Source organism: Coleofasciculus sp. LEGE 07092 (assembly GCF_015207375.1).
GTDB lineage: Bacteria > Cyanobacteriota > Cyanobacteriia > Cyanobacteriales > Coleofasciculaceae > LEGE-07092.
In genome coordinates, this window is the sequence record NZ_JADEWY010000016.1 from 23,955 (window position 1) to 43,849 (window position 19,895).

The 19,895-nt window shown below is 45.9% G+C and carries 21 protein-coding genes, 1 other RNA gene and 1 pseudogene; 10 read left to right on the forward strand and 13 right to left on the reverse strand.

Features of this window, described 5'->3' with window-relative positions; translation table 11 throughout:
* Nucleotides 1–228: 228 nt before the first annotated feature.
* Nucleotides 229–1,536, reverse strand: a complete 1,308-nt coding sequence (locus IQ257_RS06120; protein WP_193932968.1) for an ArsB/NhaD family transporter — start codon at nt 1,534–1,536, stop codon at nt 229–231.
* 76 nt (nt 1,537–1,612) lie between these two features.
* On the opposite strand from IQ257_RS06120, the gene IQ257_RS06125 reads away from it, so the two are divergent.
* The gene (locus tag IQ257_RS06125) at nt 1,613–2,122 is read left to right on the forward strand and encodes a GNAT family N-acetyltransferase (RefSeq protein WP_193873865.1); all 510 of its coding nucleotides are present in this window, start codon (nt 1,613–1,615) and stop codon (nt 2,120–2,122) included.
* Between the two features lie 25 nt (nt 2,123–2,147).
* Here the strand turns inward: IQ257_RS06125 and IQ257_RS06130 are convergent, their stop codons facing one another.
* Together IQ257_RS06130 and IQ257_RS06140 are read right to left on the reverse strand one after the other, a co-directional pair.
* Entirely contained in the window at nt 2,148–3,266 is a 1,119-nt protein-coding gene (locus tag IQ257_RS06130; RefSeq protein WP_193873864.1) for a LuxR C-terminal-related transcriptional regulator, read from the reverse strand.
* A 447-nt stretch (nt 3,267–3,713) separates the two neighbouring features.
* Nucleotides 3,714–5,474, reverse strand: coding sequence for an iron uptake porin (locus tag IQ257_RS06140; RefSeq protein WP_193873869.1), 1,761 nt, complete (start codon nt 5,472–5,474; stop codon nt 3,714–3,716).
* Between the two features lie 505 nt (nt 5,475–5,979).
* Here IQ257_RS06140 and IQ257_RS06145 point away from each other — a divergent pair.
* The 3 genes from IQ257_RS06145 to IQ257_RS06155 all read left to right on the forward strand — a co-directional run bounded on the left by IQ257_RS06145 (nt 5,980) and on the right by IQ257_RS06155 (nt 8,053).
* On the forward strand, nt 5,980–6,291 hold the full coding sequence (locus tag IQ257_RS06145) for an RNA recognition motif domain-containing protein (RefSeq protein WP_193873863.1): 312 nt from the start codon (nt 5,980–5,982) through the stop codon (nt 6,289–6,291).
* 188 nt (nt 6,292–6,479) lie between these two features.
* Nucleotides 6,480–6,683, forward strand: a complete 204-nt coding sequence (gene rpsU / locus IQ257_RS06150) for a 30S ribosomal protein S21 (RefSeq protein ID WP_193873862.1) — start codon at nt 6,480–6,482, stop codon at nt 6,681–6,683.
* Between the two features lie 161 nt (nt 6,684–6,844).
* Nucleotides 6,845–8,053, forward strand: a complete 1,209-nt coding sequence (locus IQ257_RS06155) for a 4-hydroxy-3-methylbut-2-enyl diphosphate reductase (protein WP_193873861.1) — start codon at nt 6,845–6,847, stop codon at nt 8,051–8,053.
* Between the two features lie 111 nt (nt 8,054–8,164).
* Here the strand turns inward: IQ257_RS06155 and IQ257_RS06160 are convergent, their stop codons facing one another.
* Nucleotides 8,165–9,037 (reverse strand): pentapeptide repeat-containing protein, encoded by an 873-nt coding sequence (locus tag IQ257_RS06160; protein WP_228060464.1) that lies wholly within the window; start codon nt 9,035–9,037, stop codon nt 8,165–8,167.
* A 364-nt stretch (nt 9,038–9,401) separates the two neighbouring features.
* Here IQ257_RS06160 and ilvD point away from each other — a divergent pair, with 364 nt between their 5' ends.
* Both ilvD and IQ257_RS06170 read left to right on the forward strand, forming a co-directional pair.
* Nucleotides 9,402–11,084, forward strand: coding sequence for a dihydroxy-acid dehydratase (ilvD, locus tag IQ257_RS06165; protein WP_193873860.1), 1,683 nt, complete (start codon nt 9,402–9,404; stop codon nt 11,082–11,084).
* Nucleotides 11,085–11,240: 156 nt separating this feature from the next.
* Nucleotides 11,241–11,414 carry a hypothetical protein gene (locus IQ257_RS06170; protein ID WP_193873859.1) on the forward strand — a complete coding sequence of 58 codons (174 nt, stop codon included), beginning with the start codon at nt 11,241–11,243 and terminating at the stop codon, nt 11,412–11,414.
* Nucleotides 11,415–11,742: 328 nt separating this feature from the next.
* Here the strand turns inward: IQ257_RS06170 and IQ257_RS06175 are convergent, their stop codons facing one another.
* Nucleotides 11,743–12,972 (reverse strand): DUF4336 domain-containing protein, encoded by a 1,230-nt coding sequence (locus IQ257_RS06175; RefSeq protein ID WP_193873858.1) that lies wholly within the window; start codon nt 12,970–12,972, stop codon nt 11,743–11,745.
* Between the two features lie 328 nt (nt 12,973–13,300).
* Here IQ257_RS06175 and infC point away from each other — a divergent pair, with 328 nt between their 5' ends.
* The 4 genes from infC to IQ257_RS30660 all read left to right on the forward strand — a co-directional run bounded on the left by infC (nt 13,301) and on the right by IQ257_RS30660 (nt 15,149).
* Entirely contained in the window at nt 13,301–13,768 is a 468-nt protein-coding gene (gene infC / locus IQ257_RS06180; RefSeq protein ID WP_322744213.1) for a translation initiation factor IF-3, read from the forward strand.
* 229 nt (nt 13,769–13,997) lie between these two features.
* The gene (locus IQ257_RS06185) at nt 13,998–14,444 is read left to right on the forward strand and encodes a DUF29 domain-containing protein (protein ID WP_193873857.1); all 447 of its coding nucleotides are present in this window, start codon (nt 13,998–14,000) and stop codon (nt 14,442–14,444) included.
* Nucleotides 14,445–14,736: 292 nt separating this feature from the next.
* The gene (locus tag IQ257_RS06190; RefSeq protein WP_193873856.1) at nt 14,737–14,946 is read left to right on the forward strand and encodes a hypothetical protein; all 210 of its coding nucleotides are present in this window, start codon (nt 14,737–14,739) and stop codon (nt 14,944–14,946) included.
* A gap of 80 nt (nt 14,947–15,026) precedes the next feature.
* Nucleotides 15,027–15,149 carry a hypothetical protein gene (locus IQ257_RS30660; RefSeq protein WP_265584469.1) on the forward strand — a complete coding sequence of 41 codons (123 nt, stop codon included), beginning with the start codon at nt 15,027–15,029 and terminating at the stop codon, nt 15,147–15,149.
* A gap of 25 nt (nt 15,150–15,174) precedes the next feature.
* Here the strand turns inward: IQ257_RS30660 and IQ257_RS30665 are convergent, their stop codons facing one another.
* From IQ257_RS30665 to ffs, 8 genes and pseudogenes are all read right to left on the reverse strand, one after another.
* A complete protein-coding gene (locus tag IQ257_RS30665; RefSeq protein ID WP_265584468.1) occupies nt 15,175–15,303 on the reverse strand; it encodes a hypothetical protein in 129 nt (42 codons plus the stop codon).
* Nucleotides 15,300–15,626 carry a type II toxin-antitoxin system RelE/ParE family toxin gene (locus IQ257_RS06195; protein WP_193873855.1) on the reverse strand — a complete coding sequence of 109 codons (327 nt, stop codon included), beginning with the start codon at nt 15,624–15,626 and terminating at the stop codon, nt 15,300–15,302. Before IQ257_RS06195 ends, IQ257_RS30665 begins: the two co-directional genes overlap by 4 nt.
* Nucleotides 15,623–15,874 carry a ribbon-helix-helix domain-containing protein gene (locus tag IQ257_RS06200; protein WP_193873854.1) on the reverse strand — a complete coding sequence of 84 codons (252 nt, stop codon included), beginning with the start codon at nt 15,872–15,874 and terminating at the stop codon, nt 15,623–15,625. Before IQ257_RS06200 ends, IQ257_RS06195 begins: the two co-directional genes overlap by 4 nt.
* 153 nt (nt 15,875–16,027) lie before the next feature.
* Entirely contained in the window at nt 16,028–17,911 is a 1,884-nt protein-coding gene (locus IQ257_RS06205) for a glycosyltransferase family 4 protein (RefSeq protein WP_193873853.1), read from the reverse strand.
* A gap of 14 nt (nt 17,912–17,925) precedes the next feature.
* Entirely contained in the window at nt 17,926–18,648 is a 723-nt protein-coding gene (locus IQ257_RS06210) for a hypothetical protein (protein ID WP_193873852.1), read from the reverse strand.
* A gap of 218 nt (nt 18,649–18,866) precedes the next feature.
* Nucleotides 18,867–19,076, reverse strand: a complete 210-nt coding sequence (locus IQ257_RS31380) for a type II toxin-antitoxin system HicB family antitoxin (protein WP_228060469.1) — start codon at nt 19,074–19,076, stop codon at nt 18,867–18,869.
* A gap of 114 nt (nt 19,077–19,190) precedes the next feature.
* Nucleotides 19,191–19,310 (reverse strand): annotated as a pseudogene (locus IQ257_RS31385) (type II toxin-antitoxin system HicA family toxin); the annotation flags it as partial.
* A 459-nt stretch (nt 19,311–19,769) separates the two neighbouring features.
* An RNA gene (gene ffs, locus IQ257_RS06220) (signal recognition particle sRNA small type) lies at nt 19,770–19,866 on the reverse strand.
* Nucleotides 19,867–19,895 lie beyond the last annotated feature (29 nt).

Genomic DNA, 19,895 nt, shown 5'->3' on the forward strand with positions numbered 1-19,895 from the left:
GAGCCTGAGTTTGCTGAGTCAGCATCTGAATTGAAAAAAGCCCTAAAAACAGCTTCGCTATATTCAGCTCTATATCGGCAAAAGCTGTTGGTATTAGGCAAGCAGACACACCCTAAAATATAATAAAGCCTTTCGATATTTAAAGCTAGTTTCAGTCTATACCCTGTGTCTATATGTTGCTTTCTTGACATAAATACTTCGGTGAGAACCACTAGAGTTATCAATCCCTCAGGCAATTAGCCAGGGGAGCCAAACTGCCAAACTTAATAAACTTAAAAATAGAACGGGTAGAGTCAGGATCGAACTCAAGCGAACATAGTGACTCCAGCGAATCGGCAATCCTTTACCCGCCAAAGCATTCAACCAGAGTAAGGTGGAGAGACTGCCTAGAGGCATCAGTTTTGCTCCCATATTGCAACCAATGATAGTGGCGTAAACCATTGCCTCTTGACTTATTGGTTCAGTTATGATTGCATCTTGGAGAGCCAGGGCATTAAGCAAAACCCCTGGTAAGTTATTCATTGCACCCGATAGGGACAGGGCAAGAACACCAGTCCCCGTAGCGGTAAGCGTCAGTCCCCAGTGTGAGAGCTCCTCCAATCCCTGCTTGAGCAGTAAGGTTAAACCAGCGTTGCCTAACCCCACGACCACAAAATACATTCCTAAACTAAACCCGATCGCTTGCCAAGGGACTCGATGCCACACCTTACCCAAAGAAATCACCGGAGTGGTCTTTGCATCAAACCATCGTCCTGCTAGTGCCAGCAGACACAAAGCAGCAATTAGGGCGATCGCACTAACGGGGACAGACAGCACTTGAGCAAACCCATAACCAACGAAGAGCAACCCGAAGATGGCAAAACCCCACTGGCAAAGTAGGGGGTCGCGAATAGCACTACGCGGTGGCGGTAGGCGTTGCAGCTCGTAAGTCGGTGGAATGTAACGGTCGAAGTAGAACCAGAGGACACCAAAACTAGAAGCGATCGCCACAAACGTGACTGGCACCATTACCATAAGATAACGCAAACCAGCGATATCAAAATAGTCAGTGGCAATGATATTCACAGGACTACTTGTGGGTAAGACCATGCTAGCAGCATCAGCGATAAAACCAATTGCAAAGACGAAAGCGACAGAAGCCCTAGCACTAAAACGAAGTACCAGCAGCATTTCTATCACCGCAGGTGTCCAAATTAATGCCGTGCCGACATTCGTCAGCACCCATGTCGCCAAGACTGCCAGCAATACCACTAACGCAAAAAGCAACCGCCCCCGACCCATTCCCCAGCCCACCACTTGCAGCGCCAACCACCGCCAAAACCCAGCTTCATCCAAAAGCAGGCTAATTAGAATCAGAGCAATTAGGGTAAGGGTAGTATTCCAAACGGCACTGCCAATCGTGAGGATATCTAATAAGGATACTCTACCGCTAACAACGGTAAGTAGCGCTCCTATCAAGGCACTACAGCCGATACCTAGTCCTCGCGGCTGCCAAATAACTAGAGCGATCGTCACCAGAAAAATTGCTATTGCCACTGAGGAAGGTTGTAGGGTTGAGCTGAACCGTGAAAACGACTGTATTTTATATTGTATGTAGCCTTTAACTGCTTCGATGTATATACGTGATGCTACTGAAGCCGATCTACCAACGATTGTCGAAATTTACAATGCTGCCGTTCCCAGCCGAATAGCAACTGCTGATATTAAGCCTATTTCTGTTGAGAGCCGTTTGAGATGGTATCACGAGCATATACCCACTAGCCGCCCCCTGTGGGTAATGGATGTAGAGATAAAGCATAGCTCTACTTGTGCGATCGCAGGTTGGCTCAGTTTTCAGTCGTTTTACGGACGCCCAGCCTATCATGCAACCGCAGAGCTGAGTATCTACATAGCTCCAAACTATCATCGCCAAGGCATAGGGCAGCAACTTCTCGAACGAGCCATATGCCAAAGCCCAACGGTAGGATTAAAAACCTTGATCGGCTTTATCTTTGCCCACAACCAGCCCAGCTTACAATTATTTCAAAAAAACGGCTTCCAACGCTGGGGTTACTTGCCTAGAGTGGCGGATCTTGACGGCGTTGATCGAGATTTGGTGATTCTGGGGCGTCGAGTGGGTTAATGCAGAGATGTTGCCTAAAACGTCTTTACAGCGTTTCATTAGCGTTGAGTACCTTCTCCACCAACTCAGGATGGCGCACTCTAACCCAATCGGGAAACGCCAAGTGTGGCTCCTCTGTTAGCTGCCGCGACAAAAGCTCAATGATGTCATCAACTTCATTGACCAAATCAAATACAAAAATATTAAATGGCATGATTTGATTGACATTAAAATCCAAAGCTAAGAAATGCTCGATATCAATGTCTTTGCCTAATCCCAGTACAAAGAACTTAACATTTTTGGGGTCGTTAATTTTGGTACAAACTGAAGCAATGCAGTTGATAAACTCTTCTTCATCATCAAACTGACCATCGGTATAGATGATAAAAAATGCTCCCTGCCCTTTAGGTTTTCCTGCTGTTAGCCAAGTATTGATGCAGTGGTGTAGGGTAGAGCAAACAAAGGTTTTGGTTTTAGGTTGATTTTCGACAAACAGCTTCCAGACGTGGGACGCATCTTGAATGACAATCGGATGGGGAGCAGTTCTTGCGCGGCTGAAAAAGTAAACGAAAACGCGATCGCAAATCTTTGCACCCGATTGGTTTTTAGCTTCAGAACCCGCTGATAAAATTGCGGCGATATGTCCTTCAACCACTTCTGCCAAGTACTCGTAACGGGTTTGATTGCGCGTGTCTGAGTCCTTTCTTACCATTGAACCACTCTGATCGATCAGGATAAAGACATCGCGGTTATAGAGAGGAGAAATTGGCAAATCTGTTGGTTGAATATCTGAGATTCGTTTCTCCGTATCATCCGAGTCAGTGTTCATCAGCAGTTTGATCGATAAATCCCTCTCACTAATCGTCTCAGACACCATCCCTGACTGAGAAAATGCTGGCGAAGCGTTAATATTTACCCATTCCGGCTGGTGTTTGGCGAACAGAGCAATTAACTCACCTCGTTTGGAGCGACGTTCGTCAGGAAAGTCATTTTTTAAGCCAAATGCCAAACAAATATTCTCAACGTGCTTTCGAACCGTTGATGCTTCGATATGCAAGGATTGAGCGATATCGCGATCGGAAGCGCCAGCTAACAGCAGTTTCAGGACTTGCCTGCGTCTTGGTGTCAGCTCCTCAAAAGCTGCGGTAAACTTCCAGGGGTTCATGCTCTCTACTCATCCTGTGTAGATGGGGATACACACCTGATGGTTTAACCCATAGGGTGTCAGTCTTTTTTTATCCTATCTAGCTTAGAAAGCATCGTTAATGCTGGGTTTCGTCAATCGCTATGCCATCGTGTCTGATTGACTGACAGAACTCTCCAACTTCTTGCCTAGTCAGCTTTCTATAAGACTTCTATTGTAAACCCAAAGCCTTTCTATGGCTAAGTTTCAGGGAACTATCAGGAGTGTAGTCTCGAACAAATGATTGAAAAGTGGGACGGAATCTTGCCCGTTTATCAAGGCGGTTCGGCACCGTTTCCGGCATTCGATCCGAATGCAGGTCGAGCAGCTCAGACTCAACCCAGTAAATAGGTTGAGGGAGATGGGGAAGATGGGGGATAATTTTGCTAATCCCAAATTCCCAAATCCCCAGTCCCCAATTCCCCAGAATTAGAAGGTAAACGTAGTTCTGAGTGTACCGATAAATACGTCGTCGTTGTCTGAATTTTGGTTGGGAGAGGTTAGCCAGATGACACCTGGAGTAATGGAGATATTATCAGTGACCTGATATTTGTAGAACCCTTCAACGTGATAGGCAAAATCTCGATCAAAGTTTTGTGTACCTCCTGGAACATCAAGTCCTCTGAGAGTTGGTTCTGCACCCGCAACAATAGCAGCGATATTACCGGGTTTACCCAGATCTGGGAAGACTAGACCTAGGGCAAAATTCCAAATGTCAGCATCGCCCAAACCAATTAAACGGGCATCGGTTTTACCCACCCAGCCATTGACGAGAAAGTTAGGACTAAATTTCAATGAGGCTTCTAGCCCGTAGGAATTGCTGACTACGGGAGTACTTAAAGCAGCGGCTGACAGGTTGGTAACTTGTGCCAGTTGAGCGGGGTTGAGGTTGGCATACGCTGTGCCAGTCCCTCCTAGCAGAAAGCGCCTTGCGCTATCCCCGCCATCATCATAGGCGTGAATGTATGTCAATCCAATCTTAAACCGACTCCCATAAACAACCTGTGCAATTCCTGAATAGTTGCCGTTGAACAAACCATTATCTTCTCCAGGGTTGCTGGCTGTATTGGAGATATAACCTAGGTCTACTCTCAGATTATTGCTCGGTTGAATCGCGATCGCGGCACCTGCACCAAACGGACCAATCCGATAAATTGGGTTACGTTCGGCAAAACGGGAAATAGCATTAGAGCCTCCCGCAAAGCCTTCTAAAAAGGGGTTAACGGTATCGGCATAGTAGTGGTGCAGGGCATTATTTGCCAAAATCTGCACCGTCATGTTGTCACCTACGGGGAAGCGATAGCGCAGGATGTCGATGGAAACGTCGTTATTAGCGCCCCCATCGTAGGTGAAGCGCCCTTCTTGAGTGAAACCTGAGCCATCTTGAAATGTTACGCCCGATCTTGCCAGCAGTGGGGTTGCATTACCCGCTTGTAGGCGAGTTTGCAATAAGTCTTTGCCTGTGAAGCTGGTAAGGAAGTTGAGGCGCACTCGATCGTGAAAGACGGTATTGACATCATCATTTACCTCGTCGCCGAAGGCATCAGCAAGACCGAAGATGACTTCTCCTGCCAGTTTAGTCGTTGTTGAAAACTGATGGTCTTCTAAAAATGCTACTCGCCCTTCTAAGTTATCAACCTGTGCCCCTAAGGTGGCGAGTTCGGCTTCAAACTCCTGAATTAGCCGCCGCAGGGTTGTCAAATTTGCACCCCCGTCAGCACCGGTAACAATGAGACGTTCAATCTGCTGCAAACAAGCGTTCAAACCCGCTGCAAATTCGTAGCGAGTCATGGCGCGATTGCCCCGGAAGGTGCCATCGGGATAACCAGCAATACAGCCATAACGTTCAACCAGCGATCGCAACGCTTCGTAAGCCCAGTCTCCGGGAGAAACATCTCGAAGTTGGGAGACGTTGGTGACTTGCTCCATTGAGTCGCTTTCTAGGGTACTCAGTTCCAGTGGCACTTCTGGCAGAGTGGCATCAACCCCAGGCAATTCTGGAGCAATTGGAGTTTCAGCAACTTCAATGTCGGGTATGGCTGCTGGGCTGGGTTGTTCTGCTGTCACCGTCACGTCAGTGACACCGACAGGGGAAACGACATCTTCCGATAATGTATTTTCTGTGGCAACAGCAGAGGAAGCCAGCCAGAATGCGGCTCCTAAAATTACTGGAAAATTGAGCAGCGCCATCCAGGAAAACTTTACTCTCTTCAACGCTTTTCCTCACACCTCATCAAGGTTTTGCTAAGGTCACATCCGAAGGCAAAGTCCGTGACTGTTTTCTATCTCAACGGTTTTCCTTCAATTAACCTCACGTTAACCCTACGTTGCTTATCCAGTTTTTTTGTAATTTTTGATGCAAAATGTATTATTCCCATGTAAGTTATGAATAAAAATTATTCATTTTTTGCAAAAGCTAAATTTAAAGATTGCGAGTAAGACAGGAATTAAGATGCCTGTCGAAGGTTGCCAGAGAAAACCAGCTAACGAAATAATGGGGAATACAGCCTCCAACAGAGAAGAAAAGCTCAATCCCCCCAGTCTCCAGAAAAAAACTGCTAGGAGTATTGCTAAAGAGTGTTATAATAGTATGTAGGGATTATATTCGGCTGCATAGTTTGTTTTGGATTTACGGACAGGCATTTCTCCGAATCATAAGTCTCTACACCCTTTGATTCTGGAGACAGTTTCTTTTATGTCAATTTACATCGGCAACCTCTCGTATCAAGTTACAGAGGAAGACGTTACCAGCATTTTTGCTGAGTATGGAACGGTGAAACGGGTTCAGTTGCCTACCGATCGGGAAACGGGTCGGATGCGTGGCTTTGGCTTTGTGGAAATGGAATCAGAAGCCGAAGAAACTGCCGCAATAGAGGCTCTGGATGGTGCTGAATGGATGGGTCGGGACTTGAAAGTAAATAAAGCCAAGCCTCGCGAGAGTCGAGGTAACAGTGGCGGTGGCGGTCGGCGCAGCGGCAACCGGGATGGATTTTCTCGACGCTACTAAGCTTTGAGCGTGCAGATAGGAGAAGCCAAGTGATTGCGACGTTTCTTATAACTGCTCGGAACGGTTGAAGGTTAGGCTTTGCAGCAAGTCAAGTGAGGTGGCTTTTTGGGCTACCTCTACTTGATTAGGATTTTATACTGGGTGGTCGCAAACACCCAGTAATCAATCTAAAGCTTAGAGGAAATCGAATGGCACAGGTGACTGTCGGTGAACATGAAGGGATCGAGTCAGCCCTCCGTCGGTTTAAGCAAGCTGTTTCCAAGGCAGGAATTTTTCCCGACATTAAGAAGAATCGTCACTTTGAAACGCCTATTCAAAAACGCAAACGCAAAGCCATTGCCAGACACAAACAGATTCGCAGGCTCTCGCGCTATCGCCGAAAACCGTATTAGCGTAATTCACGAGAAGCCCCACCGCTCAACCCAATAGGGTTACTTTAGCATGAATCGCGGGGCAAGGTAGTTAAACTTTTAATCTGACTGCGTAAATCTTGCTGTTTGTATAAACTTAAAAGGGATTAAGAAATGTATACAGTTATTCCCTAAAACACGGCATGGATACAAAAGCCTTCAAACGCTCACTCCACAGTTCAGAAAACTACCATCGTAAGGGATTCGGTCACGAAGCCGAAGTTGCGACTCAGTTGCAGTCAGCCTATCAAAGTAATCTAATTCAAGAAATTCGCAATAACAACTATCGGCTGGAACGAGGAGAAGTCACAATCCATCTGGCAGAAGCCTTTGGCTTTTGCTGGGGTGTAGAGCGAGCCGTCGCTATGGCTTATGAAACCCGCCAGCATTTTCCCACGGAGCAGATTTGGGTGACGAATGAAATCATTCACAACCCTTCAGTCAACCAACGCTTGCAACAGATGCAAGTAGGATTTATACCGGTTGAGCAAGGCGATAAAGACTTTTCTGTCGTCGAGCAGGGTGATGTGGTGATTTTACCCGCCTTTGGTGCCAGCGTTCAGGAAATGCAACTGTTGAACGACAAGCAGTGCAAGATAGTCGATACTACCTGTCCTTGGGTTTCCAAAGTGTGGAACACGGTAGAAAAGCACAAGAAAAAGCAATATACCTCCATCATTCACGGCAAGTACAAGCATGAAGAAACGATTGCCACCAGTTCCTTTGCAGGCAAATACCTGGTAGTGTTGAATCTAAAAGAAGCTGAGTACGTTGCCGATTACATTCTCAATGGTGGTAATCAAGAGGAGTTTATGGCAAAATTCAGCCGTGCCTGTTCCCCTGGTTTTGACCCAGAACGGGATTTAGAACGTATCGGCATTGCCAATCAAACCACCATGCTCAAGAGTGAAACCGAGCAAATTGGCAAGCTGTTTGAGCGTACTATGATGAAAAAGTACAGTCCTGCTGAGTTAAATGACCATTTCCAAAGCTTCAACACCATCTGCGATGCTACCCAAGAGCGGCAGGATGCCATGTTGGGGCTAGTCGCAGAAAAACTAGACTTGATGCTGGTAATTGGTGGCTTCAACTCATCGAATACCACCCAATTGCAACAAATCGCCATTGAGCGCAATATTCCATCCTATCACATTGACATTGCCGAGCGGATTCTGCCAGGGAATAAGCTAGAACACAAGCCACTGCACCATGATTTAGTCGTGACCGAAAATTGGCTGCCCTCTGGTGAGATTGTTGTTGGGGTAACTTCGGGAGCTTCGACACCGGATAAAGTAGTGGAGGATGCGATCAAGAAGATTTTTGAGTTGAAGGGAGCCGTTGCAGTGGTTTAACGGTTGCTGATGGGGTGGACGGCTCTGCTCCCTTCTCCTTTGGCGAGAAGGGTTGGGGGTTAGGTTATTCTGAATCTACTTCATGCAACTGAGAACTGCTATAAAGTCCAATTATTCGTGATTAGCACCATCAGGCATGATAGCTCCCTTTAAGTCCGCACCCCGCAGATTAACCTGATTCAAATTCGCATCAATCAAAACCGCTTCCACCAAAATTGCCTCAGTCAAATTAGACCAACAAAGGTTCGCTCGATATAAATTTGCCTTGGTTAAATTCGCCCCTCGTAAGGTTGTCCAACTCACGCTAGCACCTCGCAATTTAGCTCCCACGAGGATAGCACTTGCCATATTCGTGCCACTTACTTTTGCCCGACTCAAGTCTGCCTGAGTCAAGTTTGCCCCAGTTAGGTTCGCTCCATTTAAAAGGACTTTACACAGACTTGCCCCTTTGAGGTTGGCTTCAATCAGAATTGCATTCGTCAAGTTAGCCTCATCCAAGTTGGCTCCCATTAAAATAGCATTGGAAAGATTGGTGCGGCTCATTGATGTTCCAAGCAGTTTGGCTCGACTCAAATTGGCATCCCGGAGAACGGACTCGCTCAGAATTGCTTCAGTAAAGTTAGCTCCACTTAAATTTGCACCAGTCAGATTGGACGCTCGCAGACTCGCATCTGTCAAGTTGGCTTCACTGAAATTGGCTTGGATCAGGTTACAAGCAATAAGATTTACTTCTTGCAAATCGGCACCCCGCAGGGTGGCTTTACTAAGATTAGCTTCCCGCAGGTTGACGAGTTTGAGAGATGCGCCCGTGAGATTACTTTCACTCAGATTCGCTCCGCGCAGATTAGATTGACTCAGGTCAACTCCAATTAAAGACGCACCCCGCAGATCCACATCTCGAAAGTCCCGTTCACCTGCCGCATAGCGTTCCAGCAGTTCACCGGCATCCATGACTATTGCCTCGTCTTTTACTTTTAAATTCATTTGTACATAGAAAAACCCTCGACTCCTTTACCCAAATCCAATCAGCAGGGGAGCGGGGTAGATAGCTAACGGGTCGGTTATTTGTGCCATGCTGCACTAGTAAACGTCTAGCAATTTCCGTTTTTGCGCCTTGCCTCTTGTGGTTTCACGATTTACTCCAAAGCTAGCTTAATTCCAACATTGGGGGTCACTCACGCCGTTGCAAAGAATCGAAAGAAAAGAAAAGCGAACCGTTGCTGCACCAAAAAATCTGCGACAATCATGATGTTGCAGTCAGCCGTCAGCTCTTCGAGCGTCTGAGGCAATTCCTCCACTGCCGTGCATCTGACTGCTGATAGCGAATAGCTAAGGAAAGAATAGAGCAATGCCGGACAACGTTAGAAGCAAAATCGTAACTCAGGGCGTTCAGCGATCGCCTAACCGTGCCATGCTACGGGCAGTTGGTTTCACCGATGAAGATTTCACCAAACCAATAGTCGGCTTGGCAAATGGATATAGTACTATCACCCCCTGCAATATGGGGTTAAACGACCTCGCCAAACGCGCCGAAGCCGGACTCAAACAGGCAGGTGCCATGGCTCAAATGTTCGGCACGATTACGATTAGCGACGGCATCTCCATGGGAACCGAAGGGATGAAATATTCCCTGGTGTCGCGGGAAGTGATTGCCGACTCCATCGAAACTGTCTGCAACGGTCAAAGTATGGATGGGGTGCTAGCTATTGGCGGCTGCGATAAGAATATGCCTGGGGCAATGATTGCGATCGCACGCCTGAATATCCCAGCCATTTTCGTCTACGGTGGCACCATCAAACCCGGATCTCACAACGGCTGTGACTTAACTGTTGTCAGTGCCTTTGAAGCCGTGGGACAATACAGCGCTGGCAAACTGCCAGAATCCGAACTGCTGGAAGTGGAACGTAAAGCCTGCCCCGGTGCGGGTTCCTGCGGTGGGATGTTTACCGCTAACACCATGTCTTCCGCATTTGAAGCCATGGGCATGAGCCTGCCTTATTCTTCCACTATGGCGGCTGAAGATGCCGAAAAAGCCGATAGTGCCGAAAAATCCGGCTTCGTGTTAGTTGATGCCATTCGCCAGCAACGGTTGCCCAAGCAGATTTTAACCCGCAAAGCCTTTGAGAATGCAATTGCTGTAATTATGGCAGTCGGCGGTTCCACCAATGCTGTCTTGCATTTATTAGCGATCGCCCAAGCCATTGGGGTTGAATTATCCCTAGATGACTTTGAAACCATTCGCGCCAAAGTCCCCGTTTTGTGCGACCTCAAACCCAGTGGCAAATATGTGGCAACCGACTTGCACCGAGTGGGCGGCATTCCCCAAGTCATGAAAATGCTGCTAGTCCACAACCTTCTGCACGGTGATGCCCTGACGATTACAGGTCAAACGATTGCCGAAGTTTTGGCAGATGTCTCCGATGAACCCCCGTCGGATCAAGATATTATTCGTCCTTGGGATAAGCCGATGTATGCACAAGGACACCTGGCAATCTTGAGAGGCAATCTGGCAACCGAAGGTGCGGTAGCGAAGATTACTGGGGTGAAAAATCCGCAAATTACAGGTCCGGCGCGGGTGTTTGAGTCTGAAGAAGCCTGCCTGGATGCAATTTTGGCAGGTAAGATTAATCCCGGTGACGTAATTATTGTCCGTTACGAGGGACCCAAAGGGGGTCCGGGAATGCGGGAAATGCTAGCACCTACCTCCGCTCTTATCGGCGCGGGTTTGGGAGATTCAGTTGGATTGATTACCGATGGTCGCTTCTCCGGTGGTACTTATGGCATGGTAGTCGGTCACGTTGCCCCAGAAGCTGCCGTTGGCGGTGCGATCGCGTTAGTGCAAGAGGGCGACTCGATTACCATTGATGCCCCAGCACGATTGTTGCAAATCAACATATCCGACGAAGAACTGGCGCAGCGGAGTGCTAATTGGCAATCCCCGAAATCCCGCTATACAACAGGAGTACTGGCGAAGTATGCCAAATTAGTCTCTTCTAGCAGTGTTGGTGCCGTAACCGATTTGAATTTATGAATTAAGGCAACTCCCCGTAGGACAGGCATCTTGCCTGTCCTCTATCCTCACCATCTCCTGCCCAGTTAATTGCTTCATTTTCTTTAGAATTGTTAAAATAATCGTAACCTTTGTTTAGCGATTATTACGTTGAACGTTATTTAGGAGTCAAAAAACATGGCAGATAGAACGACAACCAAGACCAAAAACACCAATACTGAGACTCAACAATTATTGCCGCCAATGGATCAAACCACCGCAACCCTAAACTTGAGTCCTTTACCCAACAATCGTCCCATTTCTAAGAATGTTACTGAAGATACTGACGCACTTATGGGTTATCTGGACTAAGTTAACGCTTTCTTGCGTAAGGAATTATCCCGATTTCTGGGTTAGAAGTTGGGGTTTTTCCTAGTTACATCTATTGACAAAATCACTAGATTCTGTATACCTAGATTGAGGTATTTCTAGCCCTTCACAAACCTGGAAATACACGATTGAGCTCAAGCAATAAGTCTAAAAAACCAGGAAGTTTAACCGTTTCATTCCGTAATGCAATCCGTCTGATACGATAGTCAAAATTCCCTTGAGTATCTTGATAGGGTTGACTGTAGCGTTATTCAATCAGACGATGATACTCAGCTAAGGAAAAGCGCTTCGTTGTCACCTGGAGCATAAGTTATATTTTTTCCTTCCGTGGGGGTACGATACCTCGCTTGGTAAGACGTTCATCAATTTCTCTGAGGAATCCAAAGTCTTTTTCCAGGAGGGGCTGACTTCCATTGGCGAGTACGCCCTCCGGAGATGAGAACTTAATCTCAAGGAAGGCAAACGCCTGCCGAAACTGGCGCGGACTTGCCTCAATGGGCGAATCTAAGTGGCAGGGAACAATCCGCTCAAAATTCCAACTCGCCACTTTATCAGCCCAGTCAATCGTTGCCTGAGGTGCTCGATTGAGAATGAGAGTTTGTAGAATCGGTGCTACAAACAACCGTCCACCCCCTCCCAAGGTATTAAATGACTGCTTCCAGTTATCCTGCCATCGAAAGGGAAACAACCCGAAATACCCTTTCCTTGACCGATTAGGCGCTTTGAGGGCATTACGGAATACTTGTCCCCATCCAATTGTTTCTAGGGCACTCGGTTGGAAGTAAAATGCAAACAGCGAGATGCGCTGCCATCCCTTACGGCGGTTTTCTGGATTGTCCTCTACACTATCAAAGGCACTATCCTTGGCATGGAACAGCAAGGGATAGGGGTCAAGTTGAACAATCTCCGGCGGTTCATCGGGTACGGAAACCACCAAATCAGTGACAAGTAGAGTACGCGATCGCTTATCGAAAAAGGCTACTTCTGCAAACCGCCCCGGTCCAAGTTCGAGGGGACCGAGTATCCCGTAGTCAAATTGGTCGGCAAAGGGGGCTTTGCTGCTATCGGTTGGAAGAACAGATGTGCGTTTGGCAGGACAACCAAGCCAACTCAAGGGAAGGTTTACAGGAAAACTCCACTGCTTCGGAGCTACAAAGACTTGCGACTTTGGAAAGCGTCTGGCGAAGGGACCGACAAAGACTTTATGCTCTAAGCCAGAGATGGTGGGTAAGATGATGTACTTAACATCGCCATGCTCTGCTACTAATTCTTTGACCAGTCGGATACATTCTCGGGTTGGCGCAACGGGTGCATAGATAAGCAAACCGCCTGTATCGAGTTTCACAACAGTCATGCGAATTGGCACGACGACGTAGAGAATACCCTGCAACTGGTCGAACGTCCAAATTTTGTCCTTAACCACTTCTTTGCGAATGGTCTGCCGCCTACCATAGGGGTAAAGTGGCATGGCGGGCCAGAAGAGCCAAGATAAGTCTCTTGGGTGGATGCTTTGTTGTGCCTGCGTTTCTTGCGCGTTCATCGTGGTTCTATCCACGCCACGACCCCCTCTTTAAATTCCCAACCCTCAAAATGGTTGTGTCTATTCCCCACTCTAGTTTCTCATGACCCGGGGAATTGAATGATGTCAGTCGTGATGTAGTTTACAAGGTAGAGGCTGAAATAGCAGCGCTGCGGTATTAGGCTACGAGCTTGCAACCCTAATTTTACGATTTGCGATCGCCCCTAACACTTTTCACCCCTTAGTGACGTGTTACTTTGTCAAGGCTGCGCTACGCTAGTAGTGTTGGCTAAGTTATCTATTGAGTTATCGAGTTTAAGAGGAAACGATTATCGCTAAGAAACAACTAATCAACCATCACATCAAGTCTCCTCAGGTTCTTTTAATTGACCATGAGAACAATAATCGCGGTTTGACGGATACCCGCGAGGCGTTGCAACTAGCTGAGAGTGTGGGACTTGACCTTGTCGTAGTCTCTGAAAGCAAGGATGCTCCAGTGGCTAAGATTTTGGACTATGGTAAACATCAATACCAACAGAAAAAACGTCAACGCCAAAGCGCTAAACCAACGATGAAGGAAGTTAAACTCCGTCCAAACGTTGGTGAGTCGGATTACAGCTTACGCATTGATAGAGCCGTCGAGTGGTTGGGTAAGGGTGATTCAGTTAAATTTCAGATTCGTTTACGGGGTCGGGAACACCAACATCGCGATCGCGCCGCAGAACTATTAGACCGCATTGTCAATGACCTAGGTGAAGCTGGGAAAGTCCAGTCTTTGGATAAACGGGCACTGATTGTTCAGGTTACTCCCGGCTAGAGTAACTTTTCTGGAAGTTCCGAGAAAATCGCTCGCATCAGCGTAACAGAAATAAGTAAGCCGCTATTGCTCTCCCTTGTTCTCCTTTATCTAGAAGAAGGGAAATATCACTTTATGCCGTCTTGTACTATTGCAGGGCGGCATAAATAACTGGCGACTTCCAGTCGAGCAAACCCTCAAATCAACATCTATAACTTTGAGATTAAAACAGTGATAGGAGAAGAATACCATGTCCAAAACGCGATATGAAACCGACTATCATCGATGGCTCGAAGAAACGGTCAACCAATTACGAGAACGGAATTTTAATGAGGTTGATTGGGATAATTTGATAGAAGAGTTAGAAAGTATGGGAAAAAGTGATAGACGGGCTGTATTAAGTCTTTTAACCCGTTTATTAGAACATCTACTGAAATTATCCTATTGGGAAGCCGAAAAAGAGCATTCAGGCAATCATTGGGCTGCGGAAATTGTCAACTTTCGCGCTCAGATTCAACATCGTTTAGAAGATAGTCCCAGTTTAAAACCTGAACTTGAAGCAATGTATGCTAAAGCATATCCTGTAGCGGTTAAGTCTGTCTCTAAGCTGTTTTCACTGCCGGAAGATGCTCATATTTCTCTAGAACAAGCCTTAGATGAAGATTGGTTTATTGTAGATAAATCTGAAGATTTTTGAGTGAAGTGTCGCTAAGTGAATAGGCGAAGAGAAGTCCCTCGGATAATGACGTGCAAACAGAACTGATTTTTGACTGGGAACGGGATCATTATCAGTAGGCGGAAGGCGATCGCCCGAACAGCAATTACACTTCTCAGATTGAGGTGTGGCAAGCGATGCTGGGAAAGTTGGGAGGGAATGAATGAGCGATAAGCTTTCTTCGGTATGCAACGCTTGCGCCCCCTCCTTTCCGTCCGATACTTTCGCCTACAATGAGGCTACAGCTCGCGTTGCTAATTAAACTAACTGCTCTATGCCAGAAATCGTAGAGATTCCTATCGAACTAACCCGATTCCAGCTTCCCCAAGCGGTTCACGCACGCTTACAATTTTTGTTGGATCGTCAGGACGAGGGCTATACACTGTCTCAGGCAGAACGACAGGAAGCAGAAGGACTTGTGGAACTGGTGGAATTTTTATCTCTACTGCGTTTGCGATCGACACGGGTGATGAAGCAAGCATAGATGGCAACGATTCCAGCTTCCCTGCGTCGATTAGTCATTCAAAGAGCAGATAATGGAAAGAACACTTTGATTGAAACGGTGTGCAAGTTGCCGGGTTGACAGCTACAGGTAGAGCAACGGTGCAAGCACTTGATTTGAATCGAGCAACAATGTTGGCGATTAGGGCAGAAGAGGAATTGCTAGGTCGTCATCCACCACCCTAAACTTGCCTTGACTGAAGTTGCTGTTCTAACGTTGGCAGGCAATGAATGAGCGATCGCTTTTCCTCATCGTCCTAGGTGCGATAGCGAAGCGCTGCTGCGTTCGCCCTTGGCGTTGCCGAAGGCTAGCGCAGATCGCACCACTAGTCGTATTCATTCGTCTTCCTGTTGTTCTAAAATCGCCTCAATATCCCGTGCGGCGTGGAGAATTCGCACGATTTCAATGTAATCATCAAAAGATAAATAAAAAATCAGGTGCTTCTCAAATCCCTTAACTGACCACTTCCGCAAACCTTCTAAACGGGGATTAGTTACTGGATAAGGGCGACCCATCCCTGACATTTGGGCTAATTTAGCACAGGTTTGACGTACTGCATCAAAAAATCGCAAGGCTGTATCCGAGTTATTCTGGGCGATGTAAGCAAAGTGTTCGTCTATATCTTGGCTTGCCCTTGGCGTGATGACAATGCGTTTGGTCATTCCTGAGTTTGTTGAAGTCCTTGCATTAACTGAGTGCGTTTTTGCTCCCACCAATCATCTGTCACTTCTATGGGTTCGCCACTATCCAAACCTTCCAGTAATAATGCCTCAACTCGTGCAGCTTCGGCTTGTTCTTGGAGAATCAGGTGCAGGATGTATTCCGACGCATTGCTATAACCTCCCTTAGCGACTTGTTGCTCGACAAACGATTGAATGCTCTCAGGAAGCGAAATATTCAGCGGGGTCATAACTCTTTTACTGATTCCGGTTGTCTTTAGTCAAGTTGTTTAACTTTTAGCTTACTCTTTGTAGCTTGTTGGATGAGGTTATCCTGTCGGGCGCGATCGCATCTCGGAGGATGAATGGATGCGATCGCATCCAGCACTTATTGAAGTTGCTCACTATCTTTGTTTTCTCATTAGCTTCAGGTATTCTGTACGAACGTATGAATCATCTGGATGTTTTTGGAACCAAATATCAGCCTGATTAATGGCTGTTTGCTGCTGTTGTACTCTTCCTTCTTGGTTAATTAATTTGAGATATTCCCAAAAAACGTAGGAATCACAATTAGTTTCAGGCTCTTCCAACCATAAAGCCATTTTAGAAATTACCTCTTGAGAGTGTTCTGGCTTCCCTTTTTCCCTTACTAATGCAAGGTATTGCCTGAGAACATATGATTCATCTGGATGTTCTGATAGCCAAGTAGAAGACTGAACAATTGCCTCATGACATTGCTCTTTCGGTATTCCTGAGCTTCTAATCAGCTTTAGATACTCCGTAAAAACGTAGGGATCACAGTTTTCTAGATTCTCTTGTAGCCAAAGGGACATTTTTGCAATTGCTCTCTGCTGTTGTTCTAGTGAGCCTTTTTCTCTTACCAGAGCAAGGTATTTTGAACGAATATATGGTTCATCTGGATGCTTTTCCAACCAAATATCAGTCTCGTAAATTGCCTGACGGCAGGCATCAGGATTTCCTTGTTGTTTAATATCTTGGAGATTCTCTCGAATCGTTCTTGAATCCATTTCAAATATCTCTGCTATGTCAGAGCTAGGTGTGGATTTTAATATATCTTCAAGCTCTGTAAGAACTTGGCGAGCTGCGTTTTCCCATGTCCAAAGTTTAGACAGCTTTTCTTTGAGTTTCTTAGCATTTCTCTTCGCTTTCTCTCTATCATTGGCTATTCTATAGAGGCAATCTACAACTTTTTGAATATCTGCATCTTGAAAGGGTTTCTCACCAAATGAACCTGAGATATCAACATGATACAAACAGCCAGTTCCTTCTCCCTCAAGAGTTTGGTCTATAGCATTATACAAACCGGTATTCTTTGAAATGATAAGCGGAACTTCAGCACTTATTGCCTCTAGACCAACAAGACCAAAACCCTCGTGAAGAGAAAGCATCATGCAAACAGTCTTTCCTCTAAGCTCATTGAACAGTTCTTCTCGATTTTCGTTATATGTCCAACCGTAAATCGATACGGCTCTTTTCGCATAATTTTCCCCTAACAATTTGAGTGACTGATTCCCCTCGTCTATCTCCTCATTAGACAATCCAATCACTACGAGTCCAGGATCTTGTCCAAGTGGGTCTGCCTTATTTTGTACGGCTTCCCCAAAACTAGCTACAGCTAAATCGGTCTGTTTAAGTAAGCCATTTTCTTTATCCAGCCGTCCAAAAGTTATCGTTGAAAAGCGGGATGGCATTTCTACTGGCTTTATCTCTGCTAAGCCTGGTTGAACTTTTATGACACGGACTTCTTTTTCCCCTCCACGAATCTTGTCTATTGCCGACTCTTCCAATTTCGGACCAATAGCGAATACAGTATCAGCTTTCTTCAGGATATTCTCTTGACGCGAAATCAGATTCTTATCGTTTTTACCTTGAAAGGGCTTGTATGCCCTGTAATCCATGTGATGAAATACGGCGACTGGAACGTTAATATGCTCTGATAATTTAATGGCTCTCAGCCCAGTATGTACGTCATGCCCCAACACATATACAGGCTTTATTTCGCAGCCTTTAAGTTGGCTACTAACACTATTTATGTCGAGGGTAGGCTCAGCTTGGTGCGGAATAACAATAAGTTCTACGCCAAGCGACTTAGCCTCTTCGACCTCAGCGTATTTTCCTTCATTGACAATGCAAACGACCTTTAAGTTGGGATGACCCGGTTCAGCCAAAAGTTTAGCCAAAGCTTCACAGAGGTCATAGTTAAAAGAATTGATCCCTCCGTGACGCGACCCCCAAGCGGTCGCAAAAAATACGAGGCATTCATTCATAGCTGTAAAATTTACTAGGAGAATGGAATAAACGCTGTGTCTGCCAAATCTTTCTCTAGTCTTGCAGATTTGTATCCATATGTTAAAGGTGATTGTAATGTAATGATTAGGCAAAACTGTTTTTTATTTCCAAATTTCTTTCTCAATAAATTATCGTAGTTTTGGATTAAATAGTGAATAGCTCCCTGATTACTTCTTGCTGTCTGTCCACAAATTAGAATCACAGGATGAGAAGTTGAACTAGGATATAGTCTTGCCAAAACAGCGTGTTCGCTCTTGTTTTTCTCATATCTAAATTTCTCGTCTTTAGTAACAATCGCGATATTATCGGGGTCACCCGGCGCGTAAGGTTTCAGATGAATCCCCTTGAGAAAATTTTCTAAATGTACTCTGGTTCTTTGATTGGAGTCCGGACCACCTATACAAAATTCTGTCGTGCCTCCAGCAGGTTCCAGTATTTCATCGAAGGGAGCAATAATTAATTTAGAGCCAATTTCATCTACAAGCCTAACAACTTCAATCAACGTCTGTACGTCTGAATGAGACATTGTATTCGGGATTTTAGGATTATGATTCATCACTGCAAGGCATCTTTCTTTTGGTAAAAGACCAAAAAAGGCAGCCCTCCGATTTATGATTCTGGATTTGCGTAGCTTTTCCCATAGCCAAACAGCAAGGGCTGTTACAATACTTGTTACAATACCAACTACAAAGTTTTCAATAACTGATGGAGACATTGATCCTGAAGCCAATAGGGTTGTAGTAGAATTCAGTGCAGTCGTCTGGCGATTTCGCTCACTCGTACAGAATTAATGCCAACAACATCATAATCTAGTAAATGAATTGTCAGACTGACTCATCTACCTCTTAAAGCTTCTGAGGTTTTCTCGCAAGCGTTGATGAATGCGATCGCCTTTTCCAAATCAAACTCTACTAGGAAAGAGCGATCGCTCTCTCAACAAGTTTCGACATATTCACATAGAGTAGTTGGTTCGGGAATGGGTAAACCCTCTTCTCGCAAACCATCCCAATGAAAAGCGATCGCTTCTTTTATCTGCTGTTCCATCTCTTCAAGAGTTGCACCTGTTGCCACACATCCAGGTAAATCTGGAACATAAGCTGAATAATTACTCTCCAGCTTTTCAATCACAATCGCATAGCGCATTACTCTTCTTCTCCTGCGTCCTTGTGTTCCTTGAGTTGAGCTTGCGTCATTATGCTGTTTAAGGTGCCAGGTACTCGCATCATCAGATGGTTTACCTGCAATTGTGACTAAACCGGACTTGGTTGGATGCTTGAACTGACGATGACTGCCCCTAGTTCTTGCTAGATACCAACCATCCTCTTCTATTAGCTTAATCACTTCCCTAACTTTCATGCTGTAGAAATTTTCATCCATAACCTCTCATGATACTAAACGAGGTAAAGCTCAAAGCAGGTATCGTCAAGCAACTGTGTCAACCACTCAAAACTGACCCTCGCTTCAGCACTCAACCAGGGCGGTTTTATACGAGTGCGTGAAGCGTTAGCGAAGCGGTAGCGAGGAACGAGCGTCAGCTAGCGCGTAGCGGCTCGCATTAGTCGAATACATCTACAAATCCTGGTTCAAAGTCCAACAACGGTTGCAGCGCAAGTTACAGGGACAGACACGCTGGCTAGAAATGCTCAGAGGGATCAGTCAAAAGTTCAAAACCCTTATCTAATCTTGACTTCAGGAATTTCGACAGCGATTAATCTTCTATTTTTTCAGGAGATTGAGCAGGAATTTTCGGCAGCCGTCAGTCATGATTCTGAAAGGGCAGCGTAGGCAAGGGTCTAGGTGGGAAGAGTTTCAACGACCATCCCAGCTGTACTACTAAAAGACCCGGAGTTCACGCCTATTCCAAGCATCTCGTATTGCTGCTACCTTCCGGTTCTGGCAAGGTTTGAGCGTTGGAATCGCATGAATCCGAGTCAATTACTAGAATAACATCATCTCTTGAGA

Coding starts and splice junctions, on each gene's coding strand:
- IQ257_RS06205 (WP_193873853.1), bottom strand. CDS start 17,911: ATGAATGAATGCCTCGTATTTTTTGCGACCGCTTGGGGGTCGCGTCAC.
- IQ257_RS06200 (WP_193873854.1), bottom strand. CDS start 15,874: ATGACCCCGCTGAATATTTCGCTTCCTGAGAGCATTCAATCGTTTGTC.
- IQ257_RS06190 (WP_193873856.1), top strand. CDS start 14,737: ATGCCAGAAATCGTAGAGATTCCTATCGAACTAACCCGATTCCAGCTT.
- IQ257_RS06155 (WP_193873861.1), top strand. CDS start 6,845: ATGGATACAAAAGCCTTCAAACGCTCACTCCACAGTTCAGAAAACTAC.
- IQ257_RS06130 (WP_193873864.1), bottom strand. CDS start 3,266: ATGAACCCCTGGAAGTTTACCGCAGCTTTTGAGGAGCTGACACCAAGA.
- IQ257_RS06175 (WP_193873858.1), bottom strand. CDS start 12,972: ATGAACGCGCAAGAAACGCAGGCACAACAAAGCATCCACCCAAGAGAC.
- IQ257_RS06210 (WP_193873852.1), bottom strand. CDS start 18,648: ATGTCTCCATCAGTTATTGAAAACTTTGTAGTTGGTATTGTAACAAGT.
- IQ257_RS06195 (WP_193873855.1), bottom strand. CDS start 15,626: ATGACCAAACGCATTGTCATCACGCCAAGGGCAAGCCAAGATATAGAC.
- IQ257_RS06125 (WP_193873865.1), top strand. CDS start 1,613: ATGTATATACGTGATGCTACTGAAGCCGATCTACCAACGATTGTCGAA.
- rpsU (WP_193873862.1), top strand. CDS start 6,480: ATGGCACAGGTGACTGTCGGTGAACATGAAGGGATCGAGTCAGCCCTC.
- IQ257_RS06170 (WP_193873859.1), top strand. CDS start 11,241: ATGGCAGATAGAACGACAACCAAGACCAAAAACACCAATACTGAGACT.
- IQ257_RS06145 (WP_193873863.1), top strand. CDS start 5,980: ATGTCAATTTACATCGGCAACCTCTCGTATCAAGTTACAGAGGAAGAC.
- IQ257_RS30665 (WP_265584468.1), bottom strand. CDS start 15,303: ATGAATACGACTAGTGGTGCGATCTGCGCTAGCCTTCGGCAACGCCAA.
- IQ257_RS06160 (WP_228060464.1), bottom strand. CDS start 9,037: ATGAATTTAAAAGTAAAAGACGAGGCAATAGTCATGGATGCCGGTGAA.
- ilvD (WP_193873860.1), top strand. CDS start 9,402: ATGCCGGACAACGTTAGAAGCAAAATCGTAACTCAGGGCGTTCAGCGA.
- IQ257_RS06185 (WP_193873857.1), top strand. CDS start 13,998: ATGTCCAAAACGCGATATGAAACCGACTATCATCGATGGCTCGAAGAA.
- IQ257_RS31380 (WP_228060469.1), bottom strand. CDS start 19,076: ATGCGCTATGCGATTGTGATTGAAAAGCTGGAGAGTAATTATTCAGCT.
- IQ257_RS06140 (WP_193873869.1), bottom strand. CDS start 5,474: ATGGCGCTGCTCAATTTTCCAGTAATTTTAGGAGCCGCATTCTGGCTG.